At 75.0% G+C, this 26,188-nt stretch carries 23 protein-coding genes; 7 read left to right on the top strand and 16 right to left on the bottom strand.

Annotation, left to right across the window (positions count from 1 at the left end; all coding sequences use genetic code 11):
• The first annotated feature begins 55 nt into the window (after window positions 1-55).
• Complete coding sequence (locus J0910_RS18350) at window positions 56-745, top strand: nitroreductase (protein ID WP_420159761.1); 690 nt, start codon at window positions 56-58, stop codon at window positions 743-745.
• A 166-nt stretch (window positions 746-911) separates the two neighbouring features.
• Here the strand turns inward: J0910_RS18350 and J0910_RS18345 are convergent, their stop codons facing one another.
• The 10 genes from J0910_RS18345 to J0910_RS18300 all read right to left on the bottom strand — a co-directional run bounded on the left by J0910_RS18345 (window position 912) and on the right by J0910_RS18300 (window position 11,464).
• Complete coding sequence (locus J0910_RS18345) at window positions 912-2,618, bottom strand: formate--tetrahydrofolate ligase (protein WP_420159760.1); 1,707 nt, start codon at window positions 2,616-2,618, stop codon at window positions 912-914.
• A gap of 131 nt (window positions 2,619-2,749) precedes the next feature.
• The gene (locus J0910_RS18340; protein WP_420159759.1) at window positions 2,750-4,006 is read right to left on the bottom strand and encodes a styrene monooxygenase/indole monooxygenase family protein; all 1,257 of its coding nucleotides are present in this window, start codon (window positions 4,004-4,006) and stop codon (window positions 2,750-2,752) included.
• Between the two features lie 47 nt (window positions 4,007-4,053).
• Window positions 4,054-4,659: a GTP-binding protein gene (locus J0910_RS18335; RefSeq protein ID WP_420159758.1), complete on the bottom strand. Its 606-nt coding sequence runs from the start codon at window positions 4,657-4,659 to the stop codon at window positions 4,054-4,056.
• The gene (locus J0910_RS18330) at window positions 4,634-5,008 is read right to left on the bottom strand and encodes a DUF742 domain-containing protein (protein ID WP_420159757.1); all 375 of its coding nucleotides are present in this window, start codon (window positions 5,006-5,008) and stop codon (window positions 4,634-4,636) included. Before J0910_RS18330 ends, J0910_RS18335 begins: the two co-directional genes overlap by 26 nt.
• Entirely contained in the window at window positions 5,005-5,448 is a 444-nt protein-coding gene (locus J0910_RS18325; protein WP_017592882.1) for a roadblock/LC7 domain-containing protein, read from the bottom strand. Before J0910_RS18325 ends, J0910_RS18330 begins: the two co-directional genes overlap by 4 nt.
• Window positions 5,448-6,692, bottom strand: a complete 1,245-nt coding sequence (locus tag J0910_RS18320; RefSeq protein ID WP_420159756.1) for a sensor histidine kinase — start codon at window positions 6,690-6,692, stop codon at window positions 5,448-5,450. The genes J0910_RS18325 and J0910_RS18320 overlap by 1 nt, the downstream gene beginning before the upstream one ends.
• Before the next feature lie 398 nt (window positions 6,693-7,090).
• Window positions 7,091-8,344 (bottom strand): Gfo/Idh/MocA family protein, encoded by a 1,254-nt coding sequence (locus tag J0910_RS18315; RefSeq protein ID WP_420159755.1) that lies wholly within the window; start codon window positions 8,342-8,344, stop codon window positions 7,091-7,093.
• Between the two features lie 56 nt (window positions 8,345-8,400).
• Window positions 8,401-9,279: a carbohydrate ABC transporter permease gene (locus J0910_RS18310; protein ID WP_420159754.1), complete on the bottom strand. Its 879-nt coding sequence runs from the start codon at window positions 9,277-9,279 to the stop codon at window positions 8,401-8,403.
• Window positions 9,276-10,193 (bottom strand): carbohydrate ABC transporter permease, encoded by a 918-nt coding sequence (locus J0910_RS18305; protein WP_420159753.1) that lies wholly within the window; start codon window positions 10,191-10,193, stop codon window positions 9,276-9,278. The genes J0910_RS18310 and J0910_RS18305 overlap by 4 nt, the downstream gene beginning before the upstream one ends.
• On the bottom strand, window positions 10,190-11,464 hold the full coding sequence (locus J0910_RS18300; RefSeq protein ID WP_420159752.1) for an ABC transporter substrate-binding protein: 1,275 nt from the start codon (window positions 11,462-11,464) through the stop codon (window positions 10,190-10,192). The genes J0910_RS18305 and J0910_RS18300 overlap by 4 nt, the downstream gene beginning before the upstream one ends.
• A gap of 111 nt (window positions 11,465-11,575) precedes the next feature.
• Between J0910_RS18300 and J0910_RS18295 the strand changes: the two genes are divergently transcribed.
• On the top strand, window positions 11,576-12,802 hold the full coding sequence (locus tag J0910_RS18295; RefSeq protein WP_420159751.1) for an ROK family transcriptional regulator: 1,227 nt from the start codon (window positions 11,576-11,578) through the stop codon (window positions 12,800-12,802).
• Between the two features lie 1,418 nt (window positions 12,803-14,220).
• Here the strand turns inward: J0910_RS18295 and J0910_RS18290 are convergent.
• Entirely contained in the window at window positions 14,221-15,612 is a 1,392-nt protein-coding gene (locus J0910_RS18290; RefSeq protein ID WP_420159750.1) for an AMP-binding protein, read from the bottom strand.
• A 920-nt stretch (window positions 15,613-16,532) separates the two neighbouring features.
• Between J0910_RS18290 and J0910_RS18285 the strand changes: the two genes are divergently transcribed.
• Window positions 16,533-17,108 carry a hypothetical protein gene (locus J0910_RS18285; RefSeq protein ID WP_420159749.1) on the top strand — a complete coding sequence of 192 codons (576 nt, stop codon included), beginning with the start codon at window positions 16,533-16,535 and terminating at the stop codon, window positions 17,106-17,108.
• Between the two features lie 9 nt (window positions 17,109-17,117).
• Entirely contained in the window at window positions 17,118-17,348 is a 231-nt protein-coding gene (locus J0910_RS18280; RefSeq protein ID WP_420159748.1) for a hypothetical protein, read from the top strand.
• A gap of 166 nt (window positions 17,349-17,514) precedes the next feature.
• On the opposite strand, the gene J0910_RS18275 is transcribed toward J0910_RS18280, so the two are convergent.
• The 3 genes from J0910_RS18275 to J0910_RS18265 all read right to left on the bottom strand — a co-directional run bounded on the left by J0910_RS18275 (window position 17,515) and on the right by J0910_RS18265 (window position 20,066).
• A complete protein-coding gene (locus tag J0910_RS18275; protein ID WP_420159747.1) occupies window positions 17,515-18,759 on the bottom strand; it encodes an FAD-dependent oxidoreductase in 1,245 nt (414 codons plus the stop codon).
• A gap of 34 nt (window positions 18,760-18,793) precedes the next feature.
• Window positions 18,794-19,276, bottom strand: a complete 483-nt coding sequence (locus tag J0910_RS18270) for a MarR family winged helix-turn-helix transcriptional regulator (RefSeq protein WP_420159746.1) — start codon at window positions 19,274-19,276, stop codon at window positions 18,794-18,796.
• Between the two features lie 106 nt (window positions 19,277-19,382).
• Complete coding sequence (locus J0910_RS18265; protein WP_420159745.1) at window positions 19,383-20,066, bottom strand: TetR/AcrR family transcriptional regulator; 684 nt, start codon at window positions 20,064-20,066, stop codon at window positions 19,383-19,385.
• Window positions 20,067-20,197: 131 nt separating this feature from the next.
• Here J0910_RS18265 and J0910_RS18260 point away from each other — a divergent pair, with 131 nt between their 5' ends.
• From J0910_RS18260 to J0910_RS18250, 3 genes are all read left to right on the top strand, one after another.
• The gene (locus J0910_RS18260; protein ID WP_420162016.1) at window positions 20,198-21,145 is read left to right on the top strand and encodes an NAD(P)-dependent alcohol dehydrogenase; all 948 of its coding nucleotides are present in this window, start codon (window positions 20,198-20,200) and stop codon (window positions 21,143-21,145) included.
• Window positions 21,146-21,575: 430 nt separating this feature from the next.
• Complete coding sequence (locus J0910_RS18255; protein WP_420159744.1) at window positions 21,576-21,779, top strand: cold-shock protein; 204 nt, start codon at window positions 21,576-21,578, stop codon at window positions 21,777-21,779.
• 255 nt (window positions 21,780-22,034) lie between these two features.
• On the top strand, window positions 22,035-23,408 hold the full coding sequence (locus J0910_RS18250) for a DEAD/DEAH box helicase (protein ID WP_420159743.1): 1,374 nt from the start codon (window positions 22,035-22,037) through the stop codon (window positions 23,406-23,408).
• Between the two features lie 510 nt (window positions 23,409-23,918).
• On the opposite strand, the gene J0910_RS18245 is transcribed toward J0910_RS18250, so the two are convergent.
• The gene (locus J0910_RS18245) at window positions 23,919-25,262 is read right to left on the bottom strand and encodes a DUF418 domain-containing protein (protein WP_420159742.1); all 1,344 of its coding nucleotides are present in this window, start codon (window positions 25,260-25,262) and stop codon (window positions 23,919-23,921) included.
• A gap of 162 nt (window positions 25,263-25,424) precedes the next feature.
• On the bottom strand, window positions 25,425-25,952 hold the full coding sequence (locus tag J0910_RS18240; RefSeq protein WP_420159741.1) for a hypothetical protein: 528 nt from the start codon (window positions 25,950-25,952) through the stop codon (window positions 25,425-25,427).
• Window positions 25,953-26,188 lie beyond the last annotated feature (236 nt).

Raw genomic sequence — 26,188 nt, 5'->3', positions numbered from 1 at the left:
TATGCTCGGCGACCAAGTAAACGCAAACGTTTACTTTGATCTCTGAGGAGCCTCCATGAACCGACCCCACCGCACCGAGCTGAGCGGCCCCGCCGAGCGGCTGATCCGCGCAAGGCGCGCGACGCGCGCCTTCCTCCCCGACCCCGTGCCCGAGGAGACGGTGCGCGCGGTCTTCTCGCTGGCCTCGCTGGCGCCGTCCAACTCCAACGCCCAGCCCTGGCGGGTCGAGGTGGTGGGCGGGGCCGTGCGGGACCGCCTGGCGGCGAGGCTCCGGGCGGCCCATGCCGCGGGTCGCACGTCGGCCGACTTCCCCTACAGCGACGACATCTACTCCCCGGTGCAGCAGGAGCGGCGGGCCGCCTTCGGCGGCCGGCTCTACGGGGCACTGGGCATCGGCCCGGGCGACCGCGCGGCGCGCGCCGCCTACGACGCCGAGAGCCTGGGGTTCTACGGCGCGCCCCACGCGGCGTTCCTCTTCGTCTCCGGCCGGGGCGACGCCCGCCTGGCCGGGGACGTGGGGGCCTACCTGCAGACCCTGCTGCTGGCGATGACCGCCTACGGCGTGGCGGCCTGCCCTCAGGGGCTGCTGAGCTTCTACGCCGACGACGTGCGCGCCGAACTCGGCGTGACCGAGGGGCGGCTGCTCGTGGGGGTCTCGTTCGGATACGCCGACGGCGCCGCGCGGGTGAACCGCATCGACACCGGGCGCGCCGCGCTGGAGGAGACCACGACCTTCCACGGCTGAAGCGGCCCCGGGGGCCGCTCCCGCCCTCGACGCCGGACCGGCGGACCGCCCCCGGCGGACACCCGGCCATGCCGCGGCCGGCCCGCGGGCGCAGGCCTTCCGCCGGCCCCCGCGGCGCGCCGCAGAGGGGGCGTCCGGCCGGCCTCCCGGCGGGAACGGCTCCGTATCAGAACAGGCCGGTGATGCGGCCCTGGTCGTCGAGGTCGATGCCGAGCGCCGCCGGGGTGCGTCCCAGACCGGGCATGGTCTGCATGGAACCGCAGATCAGGTAGACGAACCCGGCGCCGGCCGAGGGGCGGACGTCGCGGACCGGGAGGGTCCAGCCGGTGGGGGCGCCGCGCAGGGCCGGGTCGGAGGAGAGCGAGAGGTGGGTCTTGGCGATGCAGACCGGCAGCGTGCCCAGCCCGCTGCGCTCGCAGAAGCGCAGCCGGCGCTCGGCGCGCTCGGAGTAGGTGACGCCGGACGCGCCGTAGACGGCGCGGGCGACCGTCTCCACCTTCTCCTTCAGCGAGGCGTCCAGCGGGTAGAGCGGCGCGTAGCGCGAGGGCTCCTCGGCCGCCTCGGCGACCGCCGCCGCGAGGTCGCGGGCGCCCTCGCCGCCCTCGGCGACGTTGGTGCACACTGCGCTGCGCACCCCCGCCTCGGCGGCCAGGCCGCGCACCGCCTCGATCTCCGACGCGTGGTCGGTGGGGAAGGCGTTCACCGCGACCACCGGCGTGACGCCGTGCAGCCGGCAGTTCTCGATCTGCTTGAGCAGGTTGGCCCCGCCGGCCCGGACGTCCTCCGGGCTCTCCTTGAGCATCTCCTCCGGAAGCGGCCGGCCCGCGGCCGCCTCGAACCGGCCCGAGTGCGCCTTGAGCGCCCGCACCGTCGCCACCACCACCGCGGCGTCCGGGGCCTCGCCGGAGACCCGGCACTTGATGTTGAAGAACCGCTCCGCGCCCATGTCCGCGCCGAACCCCGCCTCGGTCACCAGGAACTCCGCGGCGCGCAGCCCGATCAGGTCGGCGATCACCGAGGAGTTGCCGGTGGCGATGTTGCCGAACGGCCCGGTGTGCACCAGGGCCGGGGTGTGCTCCAGGGTCTGCATCAGGTTGGGCTTGACCGCCTCGCGCAGCACCGCGGCCATCGCGCCGGCCGCGCCCAGCGCCTCGGCGGTGACCGGCCGCCCCGCCCGGTCCTCGGCCACGATGATCCGGCCCAGCCGCTCCCGCACGTCGGGCAGCGAGCGGGCCAGCGCCAGCAGCGCCATCACCTCCGAGGCGGCGGTGATGTCGAACCCCGTCCGGCGCGCTTCGCCCTCGGAGGCCGGGCCGACGGCGGTGTCGACCGTGCGCAGCGCCCGGTCGTTGACGTCCAGCGCGCGGCGGAGCGAGACCGTGTCCGGGTCGATGTCCAGGGCGTTCCCGCGGTACAGGTGGTTGTCCAGCAGCGCGGCCAGCAGGTTGTTCGCCGCGCCCACCGCGTGGACGTCCCCGGTGAGGTGCAGGTTGAGCCGCTCCATCGGCACCACCTGGCTGTAGCCGCCGCCGGCGGCGCCGCCCTTGATCCCGAACACCGGCCCCATCGACGGCTGCCGGATCGCCACCGCGGTGCTGCGCCCGATCCGGTTGAGCCCGTCGCCCAGCCCCACGGTGACGGTCGTCTTCCCCTCGCCCAGCGGGGTGGGGGTCACCGCGGTGACCACGACGTACTTGGCCCGGGGCCGGGAGCCGAGCGGCCCCGCCGGGTCGAGGGCGCCGAGCCGGATCTTGGCCACCCCGTCGCCGTACGGTTCGACCAGCTCCGGCCCGATGCCGATGCGCTCGGCGATCCGGGCCGGCGGCTCCGGTGCGGCCTCGCGCGCGATCTCCAGGTCACTTGGCAGCGTCATGCACAACACCCCTGACGGCCCCGGGCGGCGCCGCGCGGCACCGCCCGGGACCCGACGATGAGCGGCCGGGTACCACACCGCACATTCTCAGCGAGAGTTGTCCATGGCGCAATGAGTTCTGCTATGCGCAATCAGGCGGGCGGGGCCGACGCCTGGTCGGCGACCGAGGCGAGGTAGGCGTCGACCTGCTCCGGGGTGTACAGCCAGTGCTGGAGGTCGGAGGGCTCGTTGTAGCCGTAGACCAGGCGGCGGGCGACCGCGGGGTTGTCCGCGACGGCGCCCAGCACCTTCTGCACGTGCTCCGGCGGGTTCAGCATCATGTTGCTGAACCGGGTCGAGTGCTCGGCGTGCTCCCAGAACGCGTCGAAGGTCCGCTGCATCCAGGCGGGGTCGAACGGGCGGTCGCCGTGCTCCAGGATCGCCTTGAGGTAGACGTCGGCGCAGCGGGCCGCGTTGTTGGCGCCCTGGGCGGAGATGGGGTCGTTGGCCACCACCACGTCGGCCATCCCCAGCACGTGGGAGTCGGCCGACAGCCGCCCCACCGGGTGGCGCACGATCGGGGCGTACCCGCCGAACAGGGTGCACCGCCGGTCGGTGGGGACCGCGTCGGTGAACAGCTCGTGCTCCCAGGGCGCGTACTCGGCGAGCAGGCCGAGCGTGCGGTCCAGGAACGCCTCCGGCGAGGGCCGGTCCTGCCAGCAGTCGAGCGCCCCGCCGGGCACCGCCTCCCACATCAGGATCTCGCAGGGCCGGCCGCCGGTGGTGAGGCCGGGCATGCTGACCACCTCGCCGCTGCCGGGGAAGAAGGTCACGTGCAGCCGCGGGTCGGGGTCGTCGGCGGGGCGGCGCATCCCCTCCAGGTAGATCACCGACAGCATCCGCTGCGGGCGGTCGTAGGGGGAGTGCTCGTCGTTCCGGTCGAACAGCTCGACCAGCTCGCCCTTGCCGGCGGCGATCACGGTCAGGTCGTACAGCCGGGTGAGCTCCTCCAGCTCCGAGGTCATCGCGGTGTGGTAGACGACCTCGCCGCCCCGGGACTCGAACAGCTCCAGCCAGGCCGACATCTTCACCCGCTGGTCCACCGACTGGGCGTAGTCCTCCTCGTCCCAGGTCAGGTGGAACCTGGCGGCCAGGTGGCCGGGGGCCGGGGCCATGCTCAGCCGGGACCCCACGCACCGGGGGGTGCGGTCGGCCCAGAAGTCCAGGCCCATCTCCCGCTCGATCCGCAGCGCCGGGGCGAACATCAGCTGCGTCGACATCGGCCGCCCCTCGCGGATCTCCTCGGGGGTGCGGGCCGACATCACCGTCACCTCGTAGCCGTGGGCCTGCAGCCCCAGTGCCAGCTGCATCCCCGACTGCCCGGAACCGACGACCAGTACTCTGCGCATCGCGCTCTCCTCCTGTCCACCGGGCCGCTCCGAAGGGCCCGCAACCGCTATCGGGCCGCCGCGCCGCCGCGCTCGGGGGCCGCCGTGTCCATGGTGTGCCGCAGCGCCGCGACGAGGGTCCGCACCACCGATTCCCGGCTGCGCGCGTCGCAGGCCAGCAGGGGCACCCCGGGGGAGAGCCGGAGCGCCTCGCGCACGTCGTCGAGCCGGTGGGTCTGCTCGCCGTCGAACAGGTTGACCGCGACCGCGAACGGCACGTCGGAATCGTTCTCGAAGTAGTCCACGGCGGGGAAGGACACGTCGAGCCGGCGGGTGTCCACCAGCACCACGGCGGCGCTGGCGCCGCGGCTCAGGTCGTCCCACATCTGCCAGAACCGGGGCTGGCCGGGGGTGCCGAACAGGTAGAGCACCAGGTCCTCGGCGAGGGTGACCCGGCCGAAGTCCATGGCGACGGTGGTGGTGACCTTGCCCGACCCGCCGGTGAGCGGGTCGACGGTCCGGGCGGCCTGGGTCATCCACGCCTCGGTGTTCACCGGGGGGATCTCCGACACCGCGCCCACCATGGTGGTCTTGCCGACCCCGAACCCGCCCGCGACGACGATCTTGGCGGAGGCGAGCCGCGGGGCGCTAGCGGGCGAGCTGGTGAAGCCCATCGATGACTCTCTCCAGGAGGCGGGGGTCGTAGGGGGACGTGTAGGCCTCGGGGTTGACCACCAGGCGCTCGCGGGCGGCCATGTCGCCGAGGAGCACCCGGGTCACGCCGAGCGAGACGCTGCAGTGCGCGGAGAGCTCGGCGATCGACTGGACCGCGGTGTGCGCCCTGTCGTACAGCGAGCGGGCCTCCGGCGGGAGCAGGTCGGCGTAGCCGGGGTCGTAGTAGGGGACCGCGACCAGGGTGTGCACGTGCAGCCGCTGCCGGGCGCGGGTCCGGCCGCCGGTGAGCACGTAGGGGCGCACCCACGGGTTGGCGCCCCCGGGGCCCGGCCCGTGCGGCGGCCTCACGAGGCGCCCTGACCGGTCGCCAGGCCGCGCAGGTCGTCGCGGAGCCGCGGGGTGAGCACGTGGCCGACGCTCTCCACCAGCCGGGTCATCTCGTGGGCGACCGCGCCGAGGGCGGCGCCCTCGCGCACCAGCACCGCCAGCCCGGCCAGGCCGCCGATCCCCATGAAGAGGAAGTGCCCGGCCGGGAACTTGAGCATGATCTGGTCGCACCCGGGCTCGTCGACGTGCTCGGCGATGCTCCGGCCGAGGCTGAGCAGCCCGCTGGTCATCGCGGACAGCGAGTCCGCGGTGTCGGGGTGCAGCCCCTCGGAGACGATGAGCGGGAGCCCGTCGGAGGAGACCAGCAGGGCGTGCGCCACCCCGGGGGTGGAGGCGGCGAAGTCCTTCACCAGCCAGGCGAAGTCTCGGGGGCTGCGCGGCCCGTCCAGCGCGCCGTCCATCAGGGCACCTCGTTCTCAGGGGGGTCGTGGGGCTTCGGGGCCTCCGGCGCGGCTCCGCCGGAGGCGAACGCCTCCAGGTCGTCGGCGAACGACGCGGCCGCCGCGGGCCCGTCCGCCGCCGGGCCGCCCTGCCGGTGCGGGCGCTCCCGGCCTCCGGCGGCGCCGTCGGCGCGCAGGCTGCGCGGGGTGCGCCGGGGCAGCTCGCCGGCTGCCGGGCGGAGCGGGGGCGGCGGTTCGGGCGGCGGCGCGCCGCCCGGTCCCGGCAGGCCGGGGGAGAGCAGCGGGCCGCCCGGCCGCGCGGGGCCGGCCGGCCCCGCGCCGGGCCGGTCGCCCAGCACCTGCGGCCGGTCCACCGCCTCGCCGACCAGGCGCGCCGGGAGCGAGACCGAGGCGGTGGTGCCGCCCGGGGCCGCGCGCGCCGCCAGGTGCACGGTGACGCCGTGCCTGCGGGCCAGCCGGTGCACCACGGCGAAGCCGGTGTGGTTGTCGGTGAGCCGCTCCACCGGCGGGACCGGGCCGGCGAACTCGGCGTTGAGCGCCTCCAGCCGCGCCTCGTCGATGCCGATGCCGGAGTCGGTGATGCGGAACACCGCGCCGCCGGTCTCCAGCGGGTGCGCGCTCACGTTCACCGGGCCCGGCGAGTAGCGGGCGGCGTTGTCCAGCAGCGGGGCCAGCAGCGACGCCACGTCGTCGGCGGCGTAGGCCGGCACCGACAGGTCGGCGACGCTGCCCACCGACACCTGCGGGTAGGCCTCGATGGACGCGGCGGCGATGCGCACCACGTCGACCAGCGAGGCGTCCCGGCCGCCGAGGTCGTCGTCGCCCTGGTCGGACAGGACGCGCATCTCGCGGGCGGCGCGCCGCATCTGGGCGGTGGCGTGGTCGATGTCGTAGAGCCGCTTGAGGCGGTCGGCGTCCTGCTCGTCGCGCTCCAGCCCGTCCAGGGCCTCGCGCTGCTGCTCGGCCAGGACCAGGATGCGCATCGCGAACCGGTCGCACAGGGCGGAGAGCGGGGCGGGGGCGCGGTCGGCGGGCGGTGCGGCCGGGGCGGTGCGCCCGGGCGGCGGCTGGGGCGCCGCCGGAGCGGGGGCCGGAGCCGAGGGGGCGGGCGCGGGCGGCGCGGAGGCCTGCGGTGCCGCAGGGGCCGCCGGGGGAGGGGCCGCCGCGGGCGGTGCGGCGGGCCGGCCGGAGGAGCGCTCGGGGGTGCGGCCGTCGAAGAGGCGGCGCAGTCGCGAGCGGATCACCGGCGCCGTTCCGGAGTCGCGCCGGGCAGGCGGGTGCGGGGGGCTCCGCAAGGGGACATGCGCGACGGCTTCCTTCTTCGTCTCGTATTCGGTTCGCTGCGCCGGAGAACGCCGAAAACCCGCGGTGAACGGGGTGGCTGGGGCGGTCCGGGGTCGGCCGCGCCCTTCTCGGCGCCTTTTTCGGCGGACCGGCCGCCGAATCGGACGGGGCACAGCCTGCCATAAACGAAGTGATGCGGAAAACCGCAGATGTCCTTAAAGCGGCTTCTTCGACTGAAAACGCATTGTTTTGCGATTAGTCGCTTTCGCGTTTTCGGGGGGCGGGCCGCTCCCGCGCCGCCCCGCGCTCCCGGCCGGCGCGGAGGCGGCGGGAGCGGCGGGGCGGCGCGGTGGGCGGCTCACTCGGGGAGGGAGACCACCCGCCGCTCGGTCCGGGCCCGCTCGGCGGCGAAGACCAGCAGGTGCGAGGCGAGCGCGTCCTCGCCGCTGGTCTCCACCAGCGCCGGATCGCCCTGGGAGGCGGCGCGCAGGAAGGACGCGAGCAGCCCGCCGTCGCCGCCGCCGTGCCCGGAGCCGATCAGGCCGTCGTTCTCCGCGGAGGCGTCGACGGTCTCGGTGGAGTCGGTCAGGAAGTCGTGGACCGTGATGGCCTCCCCGTCGCAGTGCAGCTCCCCGCGGGTGCCGAAGACCGTGGTGCGCCGCGGGCGGGGCCGGTTGAACGCCGTCATGGTGAACGACGCCGTCGCCCCGCCCTCGAACTCCAGGGCCACCACCTGCCGGTCCACCACGTCGTTGTCGCAGTGGTAGACGCAGCGGCCGTAGGGGCCGGTGCGCAGCGCCTCGGCCACCCGCTCCGGGGTGGGCTCCGGGGTGAGCACGTCCAGCGGCCACCCGGTGCGCCCCTGCTCCAGGAACCGGCCGTAGATGCGCGGCGCGGAGTAGGGGCAGTCCGGCTCGACCGCGCACTCCAGACAGCGCTCCCCGGCGCCCGGCGGAGCCTCCTCCGGCCGGAAGTGCCGCAGCGACCCGAAGGAGGAGACCGCCACCGCCTCCCGCCCCACGACGTGCCGGAGCCAGTCCAGGTCGTGGCAGGACTTGGCGAGCAGCATCGGGGCCGCCTCGTCGGTGCGCCGCCAGTTCCCGCGCACATAGGAGTGGGCCTGGTGCCAGAACCCCACCGGCTCCAGGTGCTCCACGCTCGCGATCTCGCCGATCCGCCCGGAGTCCAGGATCCCCTTGAGCACCCGGGTGTAGGGCGCGTAGCGCAGCACGTGGCAGACGCCGAGCAGCACCCCGGCGCGCCGGGCCGCGGCCACGATCGCCTCGCAGTCGGCCCGGGTCTGCGCCAGCGGCTTCTCCACCAGCAGGTGGTAGCCGCGCCCGGCGAGCGCGACGGCGGGCTCCAGGTGGGCGTCGTCCAGGGTGCAGACCAGCGCCACGTCGGCCAGGCGCGGCAGCGCCGCCGCCTCCCGCCAGTCGGCGAAGCACGCCTCGGGCCCCAGCCCGGCGAGCCCGGCCAGCCGATCCCGGTACTCCTTCCGCGGCTCGGCGACCGCCACCACCTCCGCCGCCTCCGGGTGCTCCCGGATCCAGCGCGCGTAGGCGGAGCCCCGCGACCCCGCCCCCACCACCAGTACACGAACCGGCGCCATGGCCGACCTCCCCATCGATCCGTCCGTTCCCGGGCCCGTCCGGCCCGGCCCGCCGCTCACCGGTGGCTCCCGGCTGAAAGCCCGCGCACGATGCGCCGCTGGAAGAGCAGCACCAGCACCACCAGGGGCAGCGTCACCACCACGCCGGCCGCCATCTGCGAGCCGAACGGCTGCTGGAACTCGGTGTCCCCGGCGAACTTGGCCAGCGCCACCGTCACCGGCGTGGAGGCCAGGGTGATCGAGACGACGCTGGAGATCAGGTACTCGTTCCAGGCGGCGAAGAACACCAGCAGCGAGGTGGTGGCCACCCCGGGCGCGGCCAGCGGCAGGATCACCCGGGCGAAGGCGCCGACCGGCCCGCAGCCGTCCACCCGCGCGGCCTCCTCCAGCTCCCAGGGCATCTCCCGGAAGAACGTGGTGAGCACGAAGATCGCCAGCGGCAGTGCGAAGCTGATGTTGGGCACCACCATCGCCTGGTACTCGTCGATCCAGCCCCAGTCGCTGAACAGCCGGTACAGCGGGGTCACGATGGCCACCCCGGGGAACATCGAGCAGGCCAGCACCAGGGCGAGCAGCAGGTTGCGGCCGCGGAACCGCAGCCGGGCCAGGGCGTAGGAGGACGCCGTCGCGATCACCATCGCCAGCACCGTGGTGGAGACCGCGATGACGGCGCTGTTGCGCACCGCGTAGCCGAAGTGGTTCGCCCCGCCGAACACGCCCCGGTAGTTCACCAGCGTCGGGTCCTCGGGCCAGAGCCGGGGGGTGGTGATCTCCGCGGGGCCCTTCAGGCTGGAGACGAGCATCCAGGAGAACGGCGCCAGGCAGTACAGGACCAGCAGCGCGATCCCGGCCCCGATCACCCACTTCTCCCAGCCGGGCAGGCGGCGGCGCGCGGCGCTGCGGCGCGGCGCGCGCGCCGGTGCGGTCGCGGTCATCGGGAGGCTCCTTCCGCCGGGCGGAACACGTTCGCGCCCAGGGTGCGGATCAGCAGGAACGCGCACCCGAACACGAACAGGAAGGTGATGGTGGACAGCGCGCCGCCGTACCCCTGCTTCAGCTCCCCGGTGGCGGCCTGCACCACCAGCATGGACAGCGTCGCCGTGTCGTTCGCCCCGCCGGTGAGGATCTGCGGCAGGTCGTACATGCGCAGCGCGTCCAGGGTGCGGAACAGCACCGCGACCACCAGGGCGGGCTTGGCCAGCGGCAGCGTGATCGAGGTGAACCGCCGCCACGCCGAGGCGCCGTCCATCGCGGCCGCCTCGTACAGGTGCGGCGGGATGGCCTGCAGCCCGGCCAGGACGAGGATCGCGACGAACGGCGCGGTCTTCCACACCTCGGCGAAGACGATCGACCACTTCGCCGGCCACTCGCCGCCGCCCCAGACGACCTCGGTCCCGGTGAGCGCGTTGACGATCCCGTCCGGCTGCAGCATCCACCCCCACATCACCGCGCTGACCGCGGTCGGCAGGGCCCAGGGCAGCAGCACCGCGGCCCGGACGATCCCCCGGCCCCGGAAGGCGCGGTGCATCACCAGCGCCATCGCCAGCCCGATCAGGGTCTCCAGCACGACGCTGACCGCGGTGAAGAAGACGGTGTTGGTCAGCGCCGCGTAGAACTCCTCCCGGTCGTGGCCGATGAGCGCCTGGGCGTAGTTGGCCAGGCCGACGAAGGACGGCTCGGCGCCGATCGGGTCGTCGAAGAACGACCGGTAGACCGCCGAGGCCACCGGATAGGCCACTACCAGGCCCAGCGCGGCCAGGGCCGGGACCAGCAGCCAGAAGGCCAGGCGGCGCTCGGCGGCGCGCTCGCCGCGGCGGGCGCGGGCGGAGGGGGAAGAAGGGGCGCTCACGGTCCCGCCACCCCCTCCACCGCGGTCTCCAGTTCCTCCTGGAGGTCGGTGACCGCCCGGTCGACCGACTTCTCGCCGGTCAGCGCGGCGTGCACGTGCCGCTGCACCGCGTTGGTCACGTCGTTGTAGCGGGGCGAGACCGGCCGCGGCTGCACCGACTGCAGCGCGGCGTACTGCCGGACCAGGTGCGGGACGCCCGCCATCAGCTCCTCGTCCTCGTAGTTGGACGCCCAGGAGGTGGGGGTGTTGGTCTCGGCCATCCAGTCGCGCTGCACCGCCTCGCTCTGCAGGTGCTCGATGAAGCGCAGCGCCTCCTCCTTGTGCCCGCTGTAGGCCGACAGCGCCAGGTTGTTGCCGCCCAGGGTGCCGGTGCCGGGGCCGCCGTCGCCGGGCAGCGGCACCGCGTCGAACCTCCCCTGCACCCTCGACTCCGGACCGGGCTCCTGCATGGCCGGCCAGGCGAACGCCCAGTTCCGCATGAACAGCAGCTCGCCGCGCTGGAACGCCAGCCGGGACTCGTCCTCCATGTAGGTCAGCGCGGCCCGCGGGATGCGCCCCTCGCGCAGGCCGTCGACGAGGAAGCCCAGGCCGGCGCGGGCCTCGGCGGAGTCCACCACCACCTCGCCCCGCTCGTCGATGATCTCGCCGCCGGCCGAGGCGATCGCCTCGGTGGCGTTCACGGTGAGCCCCTCGTACCGGCTGAGCTGGCCCGCGTAGCAGTCCATCCCCTCGGCCTCGGCGATCGGGCAGGCCGCGATCAGCTCCTCCCAGGTGGTCGGCGGGTCCTCGACCAGGTCGCTGCGGTAGTAGAGCATCCCGGTCCCGGTGGCGAACGGCGCCGCGTACAGCCGGCCCCGGTACATCCCGGTCTCGGCCGCGGCGGGCAGGATGTCCGGCCCGGCGAACCGCTCGGCGTCCAGCGGCTCCAGCCAGCCCCGCGCGGCGAACTCGGCGGTCCACACCGCGTCGGTGTAGAGCACGTCGTAGCGGCCGGTGCGGGCCTGCAGGTCCTGCACCATCGCGGTGCGCTGGGCGTCGGCGTCGGCGGCCAGGTGCACCAGCCGGACCCGGGCGTCCGGGTTGGCCTCGTTGAACTCCTCGACGATCCCGGCCATGTTCCCGCCGGAGGCGCGGGTGACGGCGAAGGTCACCACCGCGCCCTCGGCGGCGTCGGGGAGGCTGCCGGCGCAGCCGGGCGCGCCGGTCAGGACGAGTGCGGCCAGCACGGCGGCCGCGGTCCGGATTCGCGCGGGGGGTCGCGGGCGGCCCATGGAGCCTCCTGGGGGGCGCGCATTTACGAAAAAGGGTTTACTAATCGAACAGGAGCGGCGCGGATGTGTCAACGGTCACAGTGCCCGCGCACCGGAGTGGAGGAGGAAGCCGTGCCCCGACCGCCGGCCGGATCGATGGCCCGGGTCCGCCGGGCCAACACCGCGCACGTCCTGCGGCTGCTGCGCGCGTCCGCCCAGCCGCAGCGGATCGCCGGGATCGCCGGCGGGACCGGCCTGTCCCGGCCCACGGTGGAGGCGCTGGCCGAGTCGCTGACCCGGCAGGGCTGGCTGCTGGAGTCCGAGGGCGTCCCGCAGGGCGGCCGCCGCTCGCCGGGCCGCCCGGCGCGCACCTACGCCTTCAACGCCGAGGCCGGCTGGGTGCTGGGGATCGACGTCGGTGCGCACAAGGTCACCGCCTGCCGGGCCGACCTGCGCGGCGGCCCGCGCGCCTGGGGGCGGCGGGCGGTCGACCCGGCCACCCCGGCCGCCGAGCGCCTGGAGTCCGCCGGGCAGGCCGTCGCCGACGCGATGCGCGGCGCGGGCGGCGCGGCACCGGTCTACGCCGCCACGCTGGCCACCCCCGGCGTGGTCGCCGCGGACGGCCGCGGGGTGGCGGTCGCCCCGGCCCTGCCGGGCTGGGAGGAGGCGGACTTCACCGGCTGGGCGGCCGGCGTCCTGCCCTGCCCGCTGCGGATGGAGAACGACGCCAACCTGGCCGCGCTCGCCGAGCACGCGATCGGCACCGCCCGGGGGCGGGGCGACGTGGTGCTGCTCCTGCTCGGCCAGCGCCTGGGCGCCGGCGTCACCATCGGCGGCCGGCTGCTCCGCGGCCACCACGGCGCCGGCGGCGAGGTCGGCTACACCCGGATGTCCGGCGGGGAGCGCCCGCCCGCCGGGTTCGGCGCCCTGGAGGCCCGGGTGAACGCCGACGCCATCGCCGCCATGGCCGAGCAGGAGCTGGACCGCTCCGGCGGCACGGCCGCGCTGCGCGGGCTGCGCGAGGCCGCCGGCGACGCCCGGCTGCCCGCCCTGGCCGACGCCGCCCGCGCCGGCGACCCCGCCGCCGAGCGCGTCCTGGCCCGCCTCGCCCGCCGCCTCGCCGAGGGCATCGCCCCCATGCTCCTCGTCCTCGACCCGGAGATGCTGGTCCTGGGCGGCGGCGTGTCCCGGATGGGCGACCTGCTGCGCGCCCCGCTGGAGGCCGAACTCGCCGACCGCCTGCTCTTCACCCCCGAGGTCGCCCTCTCCCAGACCGGCGACCAGGGCGCCGTCCTGGGCGCGGTCCACCACGCCCTGCAGTCCTTCGAGGAGACGGTCCTCACCACCGTCACCGCCTGAGACCGCCCGCAAGGGCTCCCACCGCCGCGACCCCGGGAACCCGCCGGGCCGCCGCCCGGGGTCTCCCTGGTGACGCCGCAGGCAGGAACCGAGCTGGACGCCCCAACCGAGCGCGGCGCCTCGCGGGGCGGAGGTTCAAGCGGGCGGCGACGGCGGGGAGGGGGACCGGCCGGTCGGTCGGGCGCGGCGTCTCGGGGGTGAGGGTTCAGACCGGCGGCGACGGAGGGAGTGGGGGCAGGGCGAAGGCGGTCACCCGGGCGCGGCGCCCCACGGGGTGAGGGTTCAAGCAAGCAGCGAAGGCAGGGAGGCGTGCCGGCCGGTCGGCCGGGTGCGGGCCCCACGAGGTACAGGCTCAAGCAGGCGGCGACGGCGCAGGCAGGAACCGGGCCGAGCACCCCACCCGGGCGCGGCGCCTCACGGGGTGGGGGGTCAAGCAGGCGGTGACGGCGGAGGAAGGGGCGGGCCGGCCGCCTGGGAAACCGCCTCCCCTCCCTGAGCCGGGTGAATACGCAGGGTGATGGCGGGGTGCGGCGCCCTGTACACCGCGAGAACACCCCGGTGACTCCGGGGTGCGCATCCCGGGCCGGATCGGGCCTCCCGGGGCCCGAATCGCCCTGGCCGGGCCGGTGGTGAGGGGTTCGAGCCGCCCGGAAGGCCGGGATGCCGGGGGCCGAAACCCGGGCAGGGCGGGTGCGGGGGCGGGATGTCGCTTTTGTTCTCCTGTAGGGCCCCGCTTCGGCCACTCTGGGTGACCGGGGAGGGGGCGGTGGGGGTCTTGGGGCTTACTACTCGCTGGTAGATGACATTCGGGGTGTCGCGGAGGTACGCAGGGCGCCCCCACTCCCACCCGTCCCTCGCCGCAAACCCGGCATAGAGGGATAAAATCCGCCGGTGGGCGCGAGCAGGCGGGCCCGCTCCCTTCGCCGGGGCGCCGCCTCCCTCGCCGGGAGCAGGCGCCGCGCCGGGGCCGGTGAACACGGCGCCCCGCCCCCGCTCCCGCCCTCGCCGCCCGCTTGAACCTGCACTCCGCGAGGCGCCGCGCCCGGGCGACCGCCTCCGCCTCGCCGCTACCTGTGCCGTCGCCGCCTACTTGAAGCTTCGCCTCGTGGGGCCCGCGCTTGACCGACCGGCCGGTGCCCCTTCCTGCCTTCGCCGCCTGCTTGAAGCTTCGCTTTGTGGGGTGCCGCGCCCGGGCGATCACCTTCGCCCCGTCCCTTCCTCGTGCCGTCGCCGCCCGCTTGAACCCTCGCCCCGTGGGGCGCCACGCTTGACCGGCCGCGACCGGCCCCCTCCCGTCCCTCGTTTCCTCCTCGAATTCCTCGTTGCGACGGCCACTTGACGGCGAGGCGCTCTGATAGGGCAGCAGCCTCAAGATCATCGCCCTGGGGAGAAGGCGGAAGGGCACACGGGGACGCGGGTCACAGCAGCGACTTCTGCACCTTGCCCATGGCGTTGCGGGGCAGCCCCTCCACCACGCGGACCTCGCGCGGGCGCTTGTGCACCGACAGGCGGGCGGCCACGAAGCCGATCACGTCCTCCTCCACGATGCCGTCGCCGACCAGGTAGGCCACGATGCGCTGGCCGAGGTCGTCGTCGGGCTCGCCGACCACGGCCGCCTCGCGCACCGACGGGTGGTCCAGCAGGGCGGCTTCCACCTCCCCGGCGCCGACCCGGTACCCGCCGCTCTTGATCAGGTCCACCGAGGTCCGGCCGACGATGCGGTACCGGCCCTCGGCATCGAGCGCGGCCGCGTCGCCGGTGCCGAACCAGCCGTCGGCCGTCCGCGATTTCGCCGTCTCCTCGGGCAGCCCGAGGTAGCCGTCGAACAGCGTGGCGCCGCGGATCTGCAGGTGGCCGATGCTCTGCCCGTCGGCGGGGACCTCCTCGCCCCGCTCGCCGACCAGCCGCGCCTCGACGCCGGCGATCGGGCGGCCCACCCACCCGGTCAGCGGCGGCTCGTCGGCGCGGGCCGCCAGGGTGATCAGCGTCTCGGTCATGCCGTACCGCTCGACCACGGACCGGCCGCTGCCCTCCCGGACCGCGCGGGCGACGCCCTCGGGCAGCGCCGCGCTGCCCGAGACCAGCAGCCGCGCCGCAGAGAGCGGGCGCAGCGCCGACGGGTCCGCGGCGATCCGCGACCACACCGTCGGCACCCCGAAGAACAGCGTCCCGCCGGCCTCGGCCGCCGCCGCGTAGGCCGCGGGCCGGGGGCGGACGGTGTGGACCAGCGGGCTGCCGGTGCGCAGTGCGCCCAGCAGCCCCAGGACCAGGCCGTGCACGTGGAACAGCGGGAGCCCGTGCACCAGCACGTCATCGGAGGTCCACACCCACGCCTCGGCCAGGCCGTCCAGGCAGGCGGCGACGGCGCGTCGCGGGATCAGCACGCCCTTGGGCGAGCCGGTGGTGCCGGAGGTGTACATGATCAGCGCGGTGGCGCCGGGGTCCGGCTCGCCGCCGGAGCGGACCGGGGTGCGCTCGGCCGGGTCCACCGGGAGCACCGGGAGGTCCACCTCGTCCAGCTCCGGTCCGACCCACAGCCGCGCACCCGAGTCGCGCAGGATGTGCCGCCGCTCGGCGGTGCCGGCGTCGGCCGGGACCGGCACCACGGGCACCCCCGCCAGCAGGCCGCCGACCACGGCGACGACCGTGCGCAGCGACGCCTCACCGTGCACCGCCACCGCGGAGGCCCCGCCGACCCGCGCGGCCACCGCTGACGCCGCCTCCCACAGGCCCTCCCGGTCGATGGACTCCTCGCCCACCCGCACCGCGGGAAGGCCGCTCCGTACTCCGGCCGGCTCTCCGAGCAGCATGCTCACTCTCCTCCGCGGGCGGGGTCCGCCCCGCCGCACCTCCGACCGCGCCGGGACCGCCCAGGGCAAGGATGGCACGCCGCCCCGCCCGCCCCTCTGCCCGGTCCACCCGCCCCACGCGCCACCGCAGACCCGGCGGCGAACTCCGTTCCTCCACAAGGCCCGCCACCACACCTCCCCGCACGAGAGCGCGGGGTACCACCGGACCCCATGGAGGGACAACGCCTTCCGGCTGTCAATCCGCAAATAGAGTGCCGACAGTCTTGGAATCCTCTCGAACCCAAAGGGCGGTCGTCCGGGAATCCTCTCATTTTCGCAGATGAGTGCATCCGGATAAATAACCCGATGGCCCTGTGATCTTCGTCATGCATTGCGGTTTCAGGGGTAGGTGCCCTATTTTTTCTGCGTCGTCCAGATCGTCCGCAGCTCCAAAGTCGGGTTTTTTCTATAGGAAACATCTGCGGCATCTTCCCTGTTCGCTGCCTGAAGCTCTGATTCGGATCGCGGAGCGGCCATTCCTTCAATTGGAAGTGGAAAAGCGGTCGGCCCGGCCTTCTCTCTTCATCCCCCACCATGAGAACCGTGCCGCATGAAGAAAACGAAGGCGTGTGCGCTCCTTCTCGCGCTCACCCTCTGCGCGACATTCCTCCAGTTGGAAGGCGGCGAACTCCACGAGCCGCTTCCTCGGCAAGATCGACACCAGGACCACCATCACCCACCGGGGAGGCGGCAGGTTCGACGCCAGGCTGGTCGCCGACCATTTCCCGACCTACGAGGTCTACCAGTACTCCCGGTACTCCTCGAACGGGCGGGCGAGCCACCGGACCTTGGCCCGGTGCCAGCAGTACTCGATCTCGGGACTCTTGGACTCCCCGTCGCAGAGAAGGAGTTGTGGCGCGTGAACCCGGAAGGTACCGGTAATGCATCCTGACCTGGCCCTCCTGCTCGGGGGAGGGGCCGCCGCCGGGGCGGTGCTGAGCGCCGTCTTGGCGGTGGTGCCCCCGCCGGGGCGGCCCCGCTCCGCGCCGCGCGACTGCCTGGTGCTGTTCACACTGGCGGGCGCGGCGGCCGGCAGCGCCATGGCGAGCGGTGTCGGACATCCTCCCCTGGTCCCCGTTCTCGGAGTGGACGCCTTCCTGGCAGGGATCGCCCTGGCCGCGCTCGCGGCCGCCTGGCTGCGCAGCCTGATCCACCCGCTCCAGACGTGGCGGGCCTACCTGAGGCCCGTCGTCCTGCTCGCCGTGGCGAGCTTCTCCCTGCTGCTCTCCCTGCCACTGCTCATCTTCAACCTCCCGGGGGCGGCGCTGGGAGGAGGGCTGGCGGGAGGGATCGGCGCCTGGTGCGCCCGAGCGGTCTACGACCGGATGTCCAACGTGTGCTGGGGCCTCTTCTTCGCGGCCACCGCCGGCGTGGCCGTCGGTGCGGTGCTCGTCATTCCGCTGTCCGTGTTCTTCAGCGCGGCGATCCAGTCGCTGCACACTCTCGTCCATGGGTGAAAGTCCGTCATGAAGAAGAGAATCCTGTGGGGCCTGGCCCTTGCCGCCGTCTACCTGGTCCGAGTGGACACCGGAGAAGACGAAGAGAGAGCCGGGGGCAAGCGCCCCGAGGACGCCATGGAGTCTCCGCCCGGCCACGTCGACTCCGACATGGAGTTCGCCGTCGGCATGCTCTCCTACCGGCTGCAGGCCCTGGAGATGTTCGACGCCTACCAGGGCGAGGACACCCGGCTCCGATAGTGGCCCAAGGCCTGTCCGGCGAATACGAGGCCGAGGTGGAGGAACTCAAGGCGGCCCTGGAGGGGTGGGGCGAGAGTGTCTCCGACGACGCAGCCGCACAGGCCACGGCCCTCGTAGTCAACCTGGAATAGGGGGCGGATGGGCGTGCCCGGTCCCGGGGCCGGGGTCAGCGAGGGGCGGTGGGTCGGCGGCGGGCGAAGGACGGGGTCGGTTCGGCGCGGGCGCCGGTGCCGACCAGGCGGGCGGGGACGGCCGACAGCCAGGGCGCCCGGCGGAACAGGCGGAGGGCGAACTCGGGCGGGCCCGAGCGGCGGCGGGAGAGCACGGACTCGAGCAGGGCCCTGTGCATCAGCCGCTGCATCCCCTGGATGAGCACCGTGGGCACCAGCCTCCGGCGGCGCACCCGGTCCAGGTCGCTCGGGGACGGCCGGCCGCGCCGGAGCGGCCCGGCGAGCAGGCGTGCGGCGGCGACCGCGTCCTGGATCGCGAGGTTGATCCCGACCCCGCCCACCGGGGACATGGCGTGCGCGGCGTCCCCGATGAACAGCAGCCCCGGCACGTGCCAGCGGCGCAGCCGGTTCAGCCGGACGTCCAGGTGCTTGACGTCGTCCATCGACGCGATCTCGCCGACCCGGTCGGTGAAGAGCGGCAGGCACTCCGCCAGCTCCTCGCGGAACCGCTCCACCCCGGCCGCGCGCATCCGCGCGTCGTCGCCCTTGGGGCCGAGGTAGGCGATCTGGAAGTAGCCCTCGCGCGGGATCGCCACCGCCATCCGGCCCGCCCTGATGTTGGGCTGCAGCGCCCCCAGGTCGTCCTCGGGCCGCCGCGGCAGCCGCAGCCACCAGGCGTCGAAGGAGACCCGGTACTCCCGGGGCACCAGCCCGGCCGCCTTGCGCAGCACCGAGTTGCGCCCGTCCGCGGCCACGGTCAGGTCGGCGCGCAGCTCGTGCTCCCCGCCGCCGCGGCGGTCCCGGTACCGGACGCCGGCCACCGCGCCGCCCTCCCGGATGAGCCCGGTCGCCTCGGCGTCCATCCGCAGGGTGAAGGACGGCTCCTCGCAGGCCGCGCGGGCCAGCAGGTCGAGCAGGTCCCACTGCGGGACCATCGCGATGTAGGGGAACGGGATGCGCAGCCGCTTGAAGTCGGCGAAGACCACCCGGCGGCCGGCGGCGTCGCGGAAGGCGGCCTCGTCGATCCTGCTCTGCGGCAGCGCGGCGAAGCGCTCGCCGAGGCCGAGCTCGTCCAGCAGCCGCAGGGTGGTCGGGTGCACGGTGTCGCCGCGGAAGTCGCGGAGGAAGTCCCCGTGCTTCTCCAGCACGGTCACCTCCACGCCGCCGCGGGCGAGCAGCAGCCCCAGCACCATTCCGGCCGGGCCTCCGCCGACGATCGCACAGGTCGTCCGCTCGGTCATCGTCCTGCCTCCTGTTCTGCGCCGATACTCCTCGCTAGTGCTCCAGGTCCTCTTCGGCGGCGGTGCGGCGCGCCCCGCTCCGCTTGCGGGCGGCGTCGGCCAGCAGCCCCATCGCGCGGACCACCAGCTCCCGGTCCTCGGCGCCGAGCTCTTCCACCATCCGCACCTGCGGCTCCACCCGCATCCGCTCCAGCCTGCGGAGCAGCGCCGCCCCCTCCTCGGTGATGGCGACCCGGCGCGAGCGGCGGCTGTCCGGGTCCTCCTCCCGCCGCACCAGGCCCAGCCCGGTGAGCCGGTCGACGAGCCGGCTGGCCGCCGAGTCCGAGCGGCCGATCCGCTCGGCCAGCATCCGCTGCGTGGGTCGGCCGGCCTCGGAGACCAGGTACAGCACCGCGAACTCGCGGATCGTCATGCCGGCCCCCTCGGCGCCCTGCAGCGCCCCGACGACCTCCGAGGGCACCGACCGCCAGAGGTCGATCATGTCCCCGGCCAGCCGCTCCCGATCCTCGCCGTGCATCCGCGCCTTTCTTGCGAACCTGCAAACATTGTGTCCTTGCAAATGTAGGCGGCGCGGCGGTGCATGGCAAGGGGGTGTCCATCGTGAGTGGGGCCGGAAGGCCGGTTCAGCGCCGCGGCAGGCCGGCCGCCCCGCCCAGGTCCAGCGGTGCGGGCTCGGGAAGCGGCGCGGAGGGATCGGCCTGGAAGGACCGGAGCAGATGGCCGACCAGCCGCCGGGAGGCCGCGGGGGCGTGCGGGCCCGCCTCCGCCGCGACGCCGCAGTTGGCCAGCAGCAGCAGAAGGACGTCGGAGCGGTCGACGTCGGGCCGGACCCGCCCGCTCTCCTTGGCCCGTTCCACCAGCAGGCCGATCTCCTCCTCGGCGCGGGCGCGCTCCCGGTCGTGGTCGACGGCGCCGGGGAAGCGGGCGAGGAACGCCTCGCTGAACCCGCGGTCGGCGACCTGCATCGCGGACAGCTGCCAGGCGAAGGAGCAGAACCCGCGCCAGGGGTCCGGGTCGGCCAGGGCCCGGTCGAGCACGGCCCGGCAGGCCGTGAACCGCTCGGCGAAGGACTCGGCCACCAGCGCGTCGCGGGTGGGGAAGCGCCGGTAGAGGGTGGCGACGCCGACCCCGGCGCGCCGGGCGATCGCAGTGACGGGCACGTCGATGCCCTGCTCGGCGAAGGCCTCGCGGGCGGCCCGCAGAATCCGGGCCCGGTTCTCCCGCGCGTCGGCGCGCAGCCCCTCCGCCGCCTCCCCCGGGCCGGAAGGGCCGCCGGACCGGTGCTTCTGAGAAGGCCGCTCGCGCATGCCTCTCACTTTATCCGGAACCGGAAGGGGCCCTCCGGTTACCGCGTTGACCCGGATGGCCGGGCGCGGAGCGCCGCGGCCGCAGGACGAGGCGGACCGAACCGCAGAGACGGGATGAGAACGTGGACGAGATGCGCGCGGCCCTCTACGACCGCTACGGGCCTCCCGAGGTCCTCTACGTGGGCAGGGTCCCCAGGCCCCGGCCCGGGCCGGGGGAGGTGCTGGTGCGGGTGCGGGCCGCCACCGTCAACAGCGGCGAGCTGCACGCGCGGGCCGGTCGGATCCGGCTGCTCACCGGGCGCCGCTTCCCCAACCGCGTCGGGATCGACTTCGCCGGCGAGGTCGCCGCGACCGGGCCGGGCGTGCGCGGACTGGAACCGGGCGAGCGGGTCTGGGGAGGCCTGGGGCGCCGGTTCGGCACCGCCGCGGAGTACGTCGTGGTCCGCCCGCGGCTGCTCGCCTACGCGCCCGAGGGCCTCGACCCGGTTCAGGCGGTCTCCCTGGTCGCCGGGGGCACCAGCGCGATCACCGCGCTGCGCGACAAGGCCCGGCTCCGGCCGGGGGAGCGCCTGCTGGTGCGCGGCGCCGGCGGCGGCGTGGGCAGCGCCGCCGTCCAGCTCGGCAAGGCGCTGGGGGCCGACGTCACCGCGCTCACCGGCCCGGCGAGCCTGGACTTCGTCCGCGGGCTCGGGGCCGACGAGGTCTTCGACCACACCGGGACCGCCCCCGCCGAGGTGGGCCGGTTCGACGTGGTGCTGGACGCGGTGGGCACGCGGCTCGCGGAGTACCGGGCGCTGCTGGCCCCGGGCGGCCGGATGGTCGCGGTCGCCTTCGACATGCGGAACCCGCTGCCCTCGCTGGGCTACATCGCCGGTTCGGCGGTGCACGGCCGCGGGCGGGTCCGCTTCTTCAGCGGGAACCCCGGGCACGACCTCTTCGCCGAGCTGGCGGGGTACGCGGAGCGCGGCGAGCTGCGCCCGGTGGTGGACACCGTCCGCCCGCTCGCCGAGGTCGCCGCCGCGCACCGCGCCCTGGAGGACGGCGGGGTCCGCGGCAAGCACGTGCTGCGGATCGACTGACCCGGGCGCCCCGGCCCTTCCCGGCGGGGGAGCGAGGGAGCGGGGCGCCCGCCGGAGGCGGACGGGGGAGAGGGAGGGGCCGGCCCGGACCCTCCCCGCCCTTCCGCCTCTCCGTCCGGGAAGCGGGCGCCGCCGGCACCGGGGGCCGGAGGGCGGCCGGGCCCGGGGAATTCACCCCGGAAATGGAGAGAGCGGGCCGCCCCCGCGGAAGTGAGCCATCCCACCACGGGGCGTCGGCGCTGTCCGGAGCGGGATCCGTATGCTAGCTTGACCGGAGTTGCAGTAGTGGTTCCCGCTTGACTTTTGTTTCGACCGGCCCGGTGGCCAGGTCCTCTCCATCGTTATCTCCACTCGGGAAATCATCGCCGTAGCGATGGGAGGACCGCGCAGTGCGGATCTTCCTGAATCAGCAGAGCAGGGAAGAAAAGATATGACGACCGGTACGGTCAAGTGGTTCAACGCCGAAAAGGGTTTCGGCTTCATCGAGCAGGACGGCGGAGGCGCCGACGTCTTCGCGCACTACTCGAACATCCAGTCTTCCGGATACCGCGAGCTGGCCGAGGGCCAGGCGGTCCGGTTCGAGGTCGTCCAGGGCCCCAAGGGCCTGCAGGCCGAGAACATCACTTCGGCCTAGGGGCGTTTCGACCCCCCAGGTCTTCGCAGGGCCCGCCCTCCCGGGGGCGGGTCCCGCCTGTTTTCTCCGAACCCGCCCGGCCCCGGCCGCCCCGGAGACGGCGGCGGCCGCGTTCGCGGCCCCGCGGGTTCCGCAAGCGCCCCCCACGGGCGCCCCTGTGCCATCATCCCGGCGCATCGCCCGACAGTCTTCGAGCAGCAGGGGGCCATGCATTCCTCCCCTTCCGGCGGGCGCCGCTCATTCGAGAGGTCCCATATGCACGACACCGTCCGTACGAACAAAAGGCGCGGCGGCGGAAAGCCGAGGGGCGGCCGCCGGCCGTCCCGCCCCGCCGCTCCCCGGGACGACTTCGCGGCCCCGCAGCCGCTGACCCCGGCCCTGCCCCCGGCCGCCTCCTTCCAGGAGCTGGACCTCCCGGTCCGGCTGCTGGAGACGCTCGGCCGCCAGGGCCTGAGCACCCCCTCCTCCATCCAGTCGGCGACCCTGCCGGACGCGCTCAGCGGGCGGGACGTCCTGGGCCGCAGCCAGACCGGCTCCGGTAAGACCCTGGCCTTCGGCCTGCCCCTGCTCGCCCGGCTCCGCGGCGGAAGCGCCCGGCCCCGCTACCCCCGCGCGCTGGTCCTCGCCCCCACCCGCGAGCTGGCCCAGCAGGTGACCGAGTCCCTGGCGCCCTACGCGCGCTCGGTGGGGGTCCGCCTGGCCACCGTGGTCGGCGGGATGTCCCTGTCCCGGCAGGCCCGCTCGCTGCACCAGGGGGTCGACCTGGTCGTCGCCACCCCGGGGCGGCTGCGCGACCTGATCGAGCGGGGCGACTGCCTGCTGGACGAGGTGGGCGCCACCGTCCTGGACGAAGCCGACCAGATGTGCGACATGGGCTTCATGCCGCAGGTCACCGCCATCCTCCGGCAGGTCCCCGGGGACGGCCAGCGGATGCTCTTCTCCGCGACCCTGGACCGCAACGTCGACGCCCTGGTGCGCCGCTTCCTCCAGGACCCGGTGGTGCACTCGGTGGACCCCTCCGCCGGCGCGGTCACCACCATGGAGCACCACCTGCTCCAGGTCTCCGCCGCGGACAAGAAGGCGACGGCGACGCGGATCGCCGCCCGCGACGGCCGGGTGATCATGTTCCTGGACACCAAGCGCGCGGTGAACGCGATGACCGAGCACCTGCTCGCCAGCGGCGTCCGCGCGGGCAGGCTGCACGGCGGCCGCTCGCAGCCGCAGCGCACCCGCACCCTCCGCCAGTTCAAGGACGGCGAGGTCACCGCGCTGGTCGCGACGAACGTGGCGGCCCGGGGGATCCACGTGGGCGGCCTCGACCTGGTGCTCAACGTCGACCCGCCCGCCGACCACAAGGACTACCTGCACCGCGGCGGCCGGACCGCCCGGGCCGGGGAGTCCGGCAGCGTGGTCACCCTGGTGCTGCCGCAGCAGCACCGGGAGATGGCGCGGCTGATGGAGCGCGCCGGCATCGACGCGCGGATCGCGCAGGTGCGCCCGGACGACGCCGAACTGGCCCGGATCACCGGTGCCCGCGCCCCTTCGGGCGTCCCGGCCCGGGTGCCCGAGGCCGCGTCCGCGTCCCCGGCGCCCCGGTCCTCCCGCGGCCGGCGCCGCCCGCGCCGCTAGCCGCCCGTACCGCCAGGGCCCCTTCGCCGTCCGCGGCGGAGGGGCCCGCCCTTTCGGCCGGGGTGGGCCGAGGCCGTCCGGCGCACCGGCCGCCGCGCCGGGTCCCGGCGGTGGAGGGGCGCGGCCGGGCGTATCGCGCCGCCGGTTCCGCTGCCCGCCCGAACGGCGGCTCCGCCGCCGGGCCGGGCCGGGTCTACCGGGCCGGTGCGGGCCGCCGAGGGAACAGTCAATCATAATTCCTACTTGTTCAGTAGGGAGTCGGTGTCGCGAGTGTCGCCCCGATGGAGTGGTCCGCCCTGGCCGCCGGGTGTCCGGATTGATTTCCTACTTTTTCGGTTGACAAACTTGAATTGAGGGCGCAGGGTGGTGGTGCGTCACCGGCGGCGCGGAACCGGATGACGCGGGCCGGGTCGGCCGGTGCCGGCCTCGGACCCCGGCCCTTCCGGGCGGGGGAGGCGGTTGTGCGGGATCGCCGCCCCCCGCCCCCCGCAGGGCGGGCCGCCCCGCGGTTCACCGCCCGGCGGCGGCCCCGCCCCGTCCCGCGGCTCCGGCGGCGGAGCGGCCGTAGATCAGCCGCCGCAGCAGCGCCTCGGCCGGACCGGGGCGCCCGGTGCGCTCCAGGGCGTAGGCGCCGGCCACGGTGGCCAGCCACACCCCGAAGGCGAACAGTGCCATGGTCGCGCTGCCCAGCGAAGCGCCCAGGCCCAGCCCCCAGGCGGCGAGCACCGGGGAGAACAGCAGCGAGTGGGTCAGGTAGCCGGAGAGCGAGCGCTTGCCGAGCGCCGCGACGGCGCTCGACGCCGTGCCCCGGCGGCGCGCCGACAGCCGGTGGGCGACGAGCGCGAACAGGGCGACGTAGCCCAGGCCGCAGAAGATCCCGGTGGCGTCCTGCAGGGCGAGCAGCGGGCCGGAATCGGAGAGGGCGCCGGGGGAGGCGTCGAGCAGGCCGATGTGGGCCAGCGCCGACGGCAGGCCGCCGAGCCAGCCGAGGGCGATCCCCAGCACCGCGGTCCACCGCAGCAGCGGCAGGTGCCGGTGCGGCTCCTCCAGGATCCTGCGCCGCGCCGACCAGAACCCGAGCAGCATCATGGCGAACCCGCCGAACGACAGCAGGCCCCCGCCGATGGTGACGAAGCCCCAGGTGGTGAGCCGGGTGGCGGCCGCGGCGAGCGGGTCCGCCCGCTCGGCGGCGTAGGCGGCGGTGGACGGCTCCGCGCCCGCCCCGGGGATGTTCCCCAGGCCCTGCGTCGCGATGTCCCACAGACCGGAGGCGGCGGGGATCCAGAGCAGCACGGCGAACACGCCCGCCGCGACGAGCAGGGTCCGGTCGCCGCGCCGGATGAACAGCCAGACCATGACCAGGCTCGCCAGCCCGTAGGAGCCGATGATGTCGCCGGCCATGAGCAGTGCGGCGTGCGCGAACCCGAAGACGATCAGCCACAGCCCGCGCCGGCGCAGCAGCCGGACCGCGGTGCGCTCCGGGGTCCCGTGCGCCTTCTGCCGCAGCAGCAGCTGCATCATCCCGTAGCCGAACAGGAACGCGAAGAGCGGGTAGGCCCGCAGGTCCAGCATGACGATCATGAGGAACTGGACGGCGCGGTCCAGCGGCGACCCGTCGACCGGGTGCCACCCGGACGGCCCGTGCTCGGCCGCCCACAGGTGGAACGCGGTGTTGGACGCCACGATGAGCAGCAGCATCATCCCGCGGGCGAGGTCGGGGGCGAGCGCCCGCTCGGCGGACCCGACCCCGCCGCGGTGCGCCCGCGCCTCGCTCGCCCCCTCCTCGCCCGCGCGCCCGGCCGGAGGCCGCTCCGGTGCGCCGCCCGTCCCGTTCTCCTCAGTGGCTCTGTGCATACCGCGACCCTAGGAATCCGCGGCCCGCCGCCGCGTCGGCCGCCGGTACCCGGCGCCCCGACCGAAGACCGGGCGCGCGGCGACGGAAGTTCGACCGGCGGGCGACCCAAGTCGGAGCAGGGGCGGGGCGCCCGCGCGGCCCCGCCCGCGGCGCGGCCGGCCTCACTCCTCCGGCCGCACCCCCAGGGCGGTGGCGACCAGCTCCTCCCGGCCGAGGACGCCGGAGGAGTCGCGCACCTCCACCGCCACCCCGGGCTCCTGGAGCCAGAAGGCCTCCCGCTCGCCGAGGAAGCCGGGCGCCCCGTCGTGGTCGAACTCGGCCGGCGCCCAGGTGGCGGCGTCGCGCTCGTGGTACTCGGCGAGGAAGGAGCGGAGCGCGGCCGCGGAGTCCAGGGAGCCGCCCCGCATCACCAGGACCTGCATCTCCACGCGGTGGCCGCCGTCGGCCTCGCGCTCCCAGAACCGGGCGGCGAAGGAGACGCCGCCCCACTCGTAGTCGGTGTCGAAGACGTCCGCCCCCGCCGCGGGGGAGGGGACGTGGTGGATCGCGAACCCGTCCAAGGTGCCGCCTTCCGGGTGGGAGAGGGGGACGGCCCCCGAGGCGGCGCCGGCCGATGCCGGCGCCGCGGCGGACAGCACGCCCGCCAGGAGTACGAGGACGATGCCCCAGTCGCGAACGACCCTACCCATGGTGACCTCCGATCCGGCGCGCGGACGCGCCCGGTGTCCGGTTGCTTCGTGCCCCATCAGCGTGGCCGCCCGGGGCCCTCCGCGGGGACCGGATCCGCGGCCTGTGGACAAGGGCCTGTGGACGGGGGAGCCGCGGCCGCCCGACCGGGGCCGACACCCGCCGGCCATGGCCGCGGCCGCACATCGTCATCGACGCTTAACCGGCGGTCATTGCGGTCCGGGCCGGTTCGGTCCAC

This window comes from Nocardiopsis oceanisediminis, from assembly GCF_048595525.1.
Taxonomy (GTDB): domain Bacteria; phylum Actinomycetota; class Actinomycetes; order Streptosporangiales; family Streptosporangiaceae; genus Nocardiopsis_A; species Nocardiopsis_A oceanisediminis.
The sequence above is the reverse complement of the archived record's forward strand: the minus strand, read 5'-3'. Positions and strand labels throughout refer to the sequence as shown.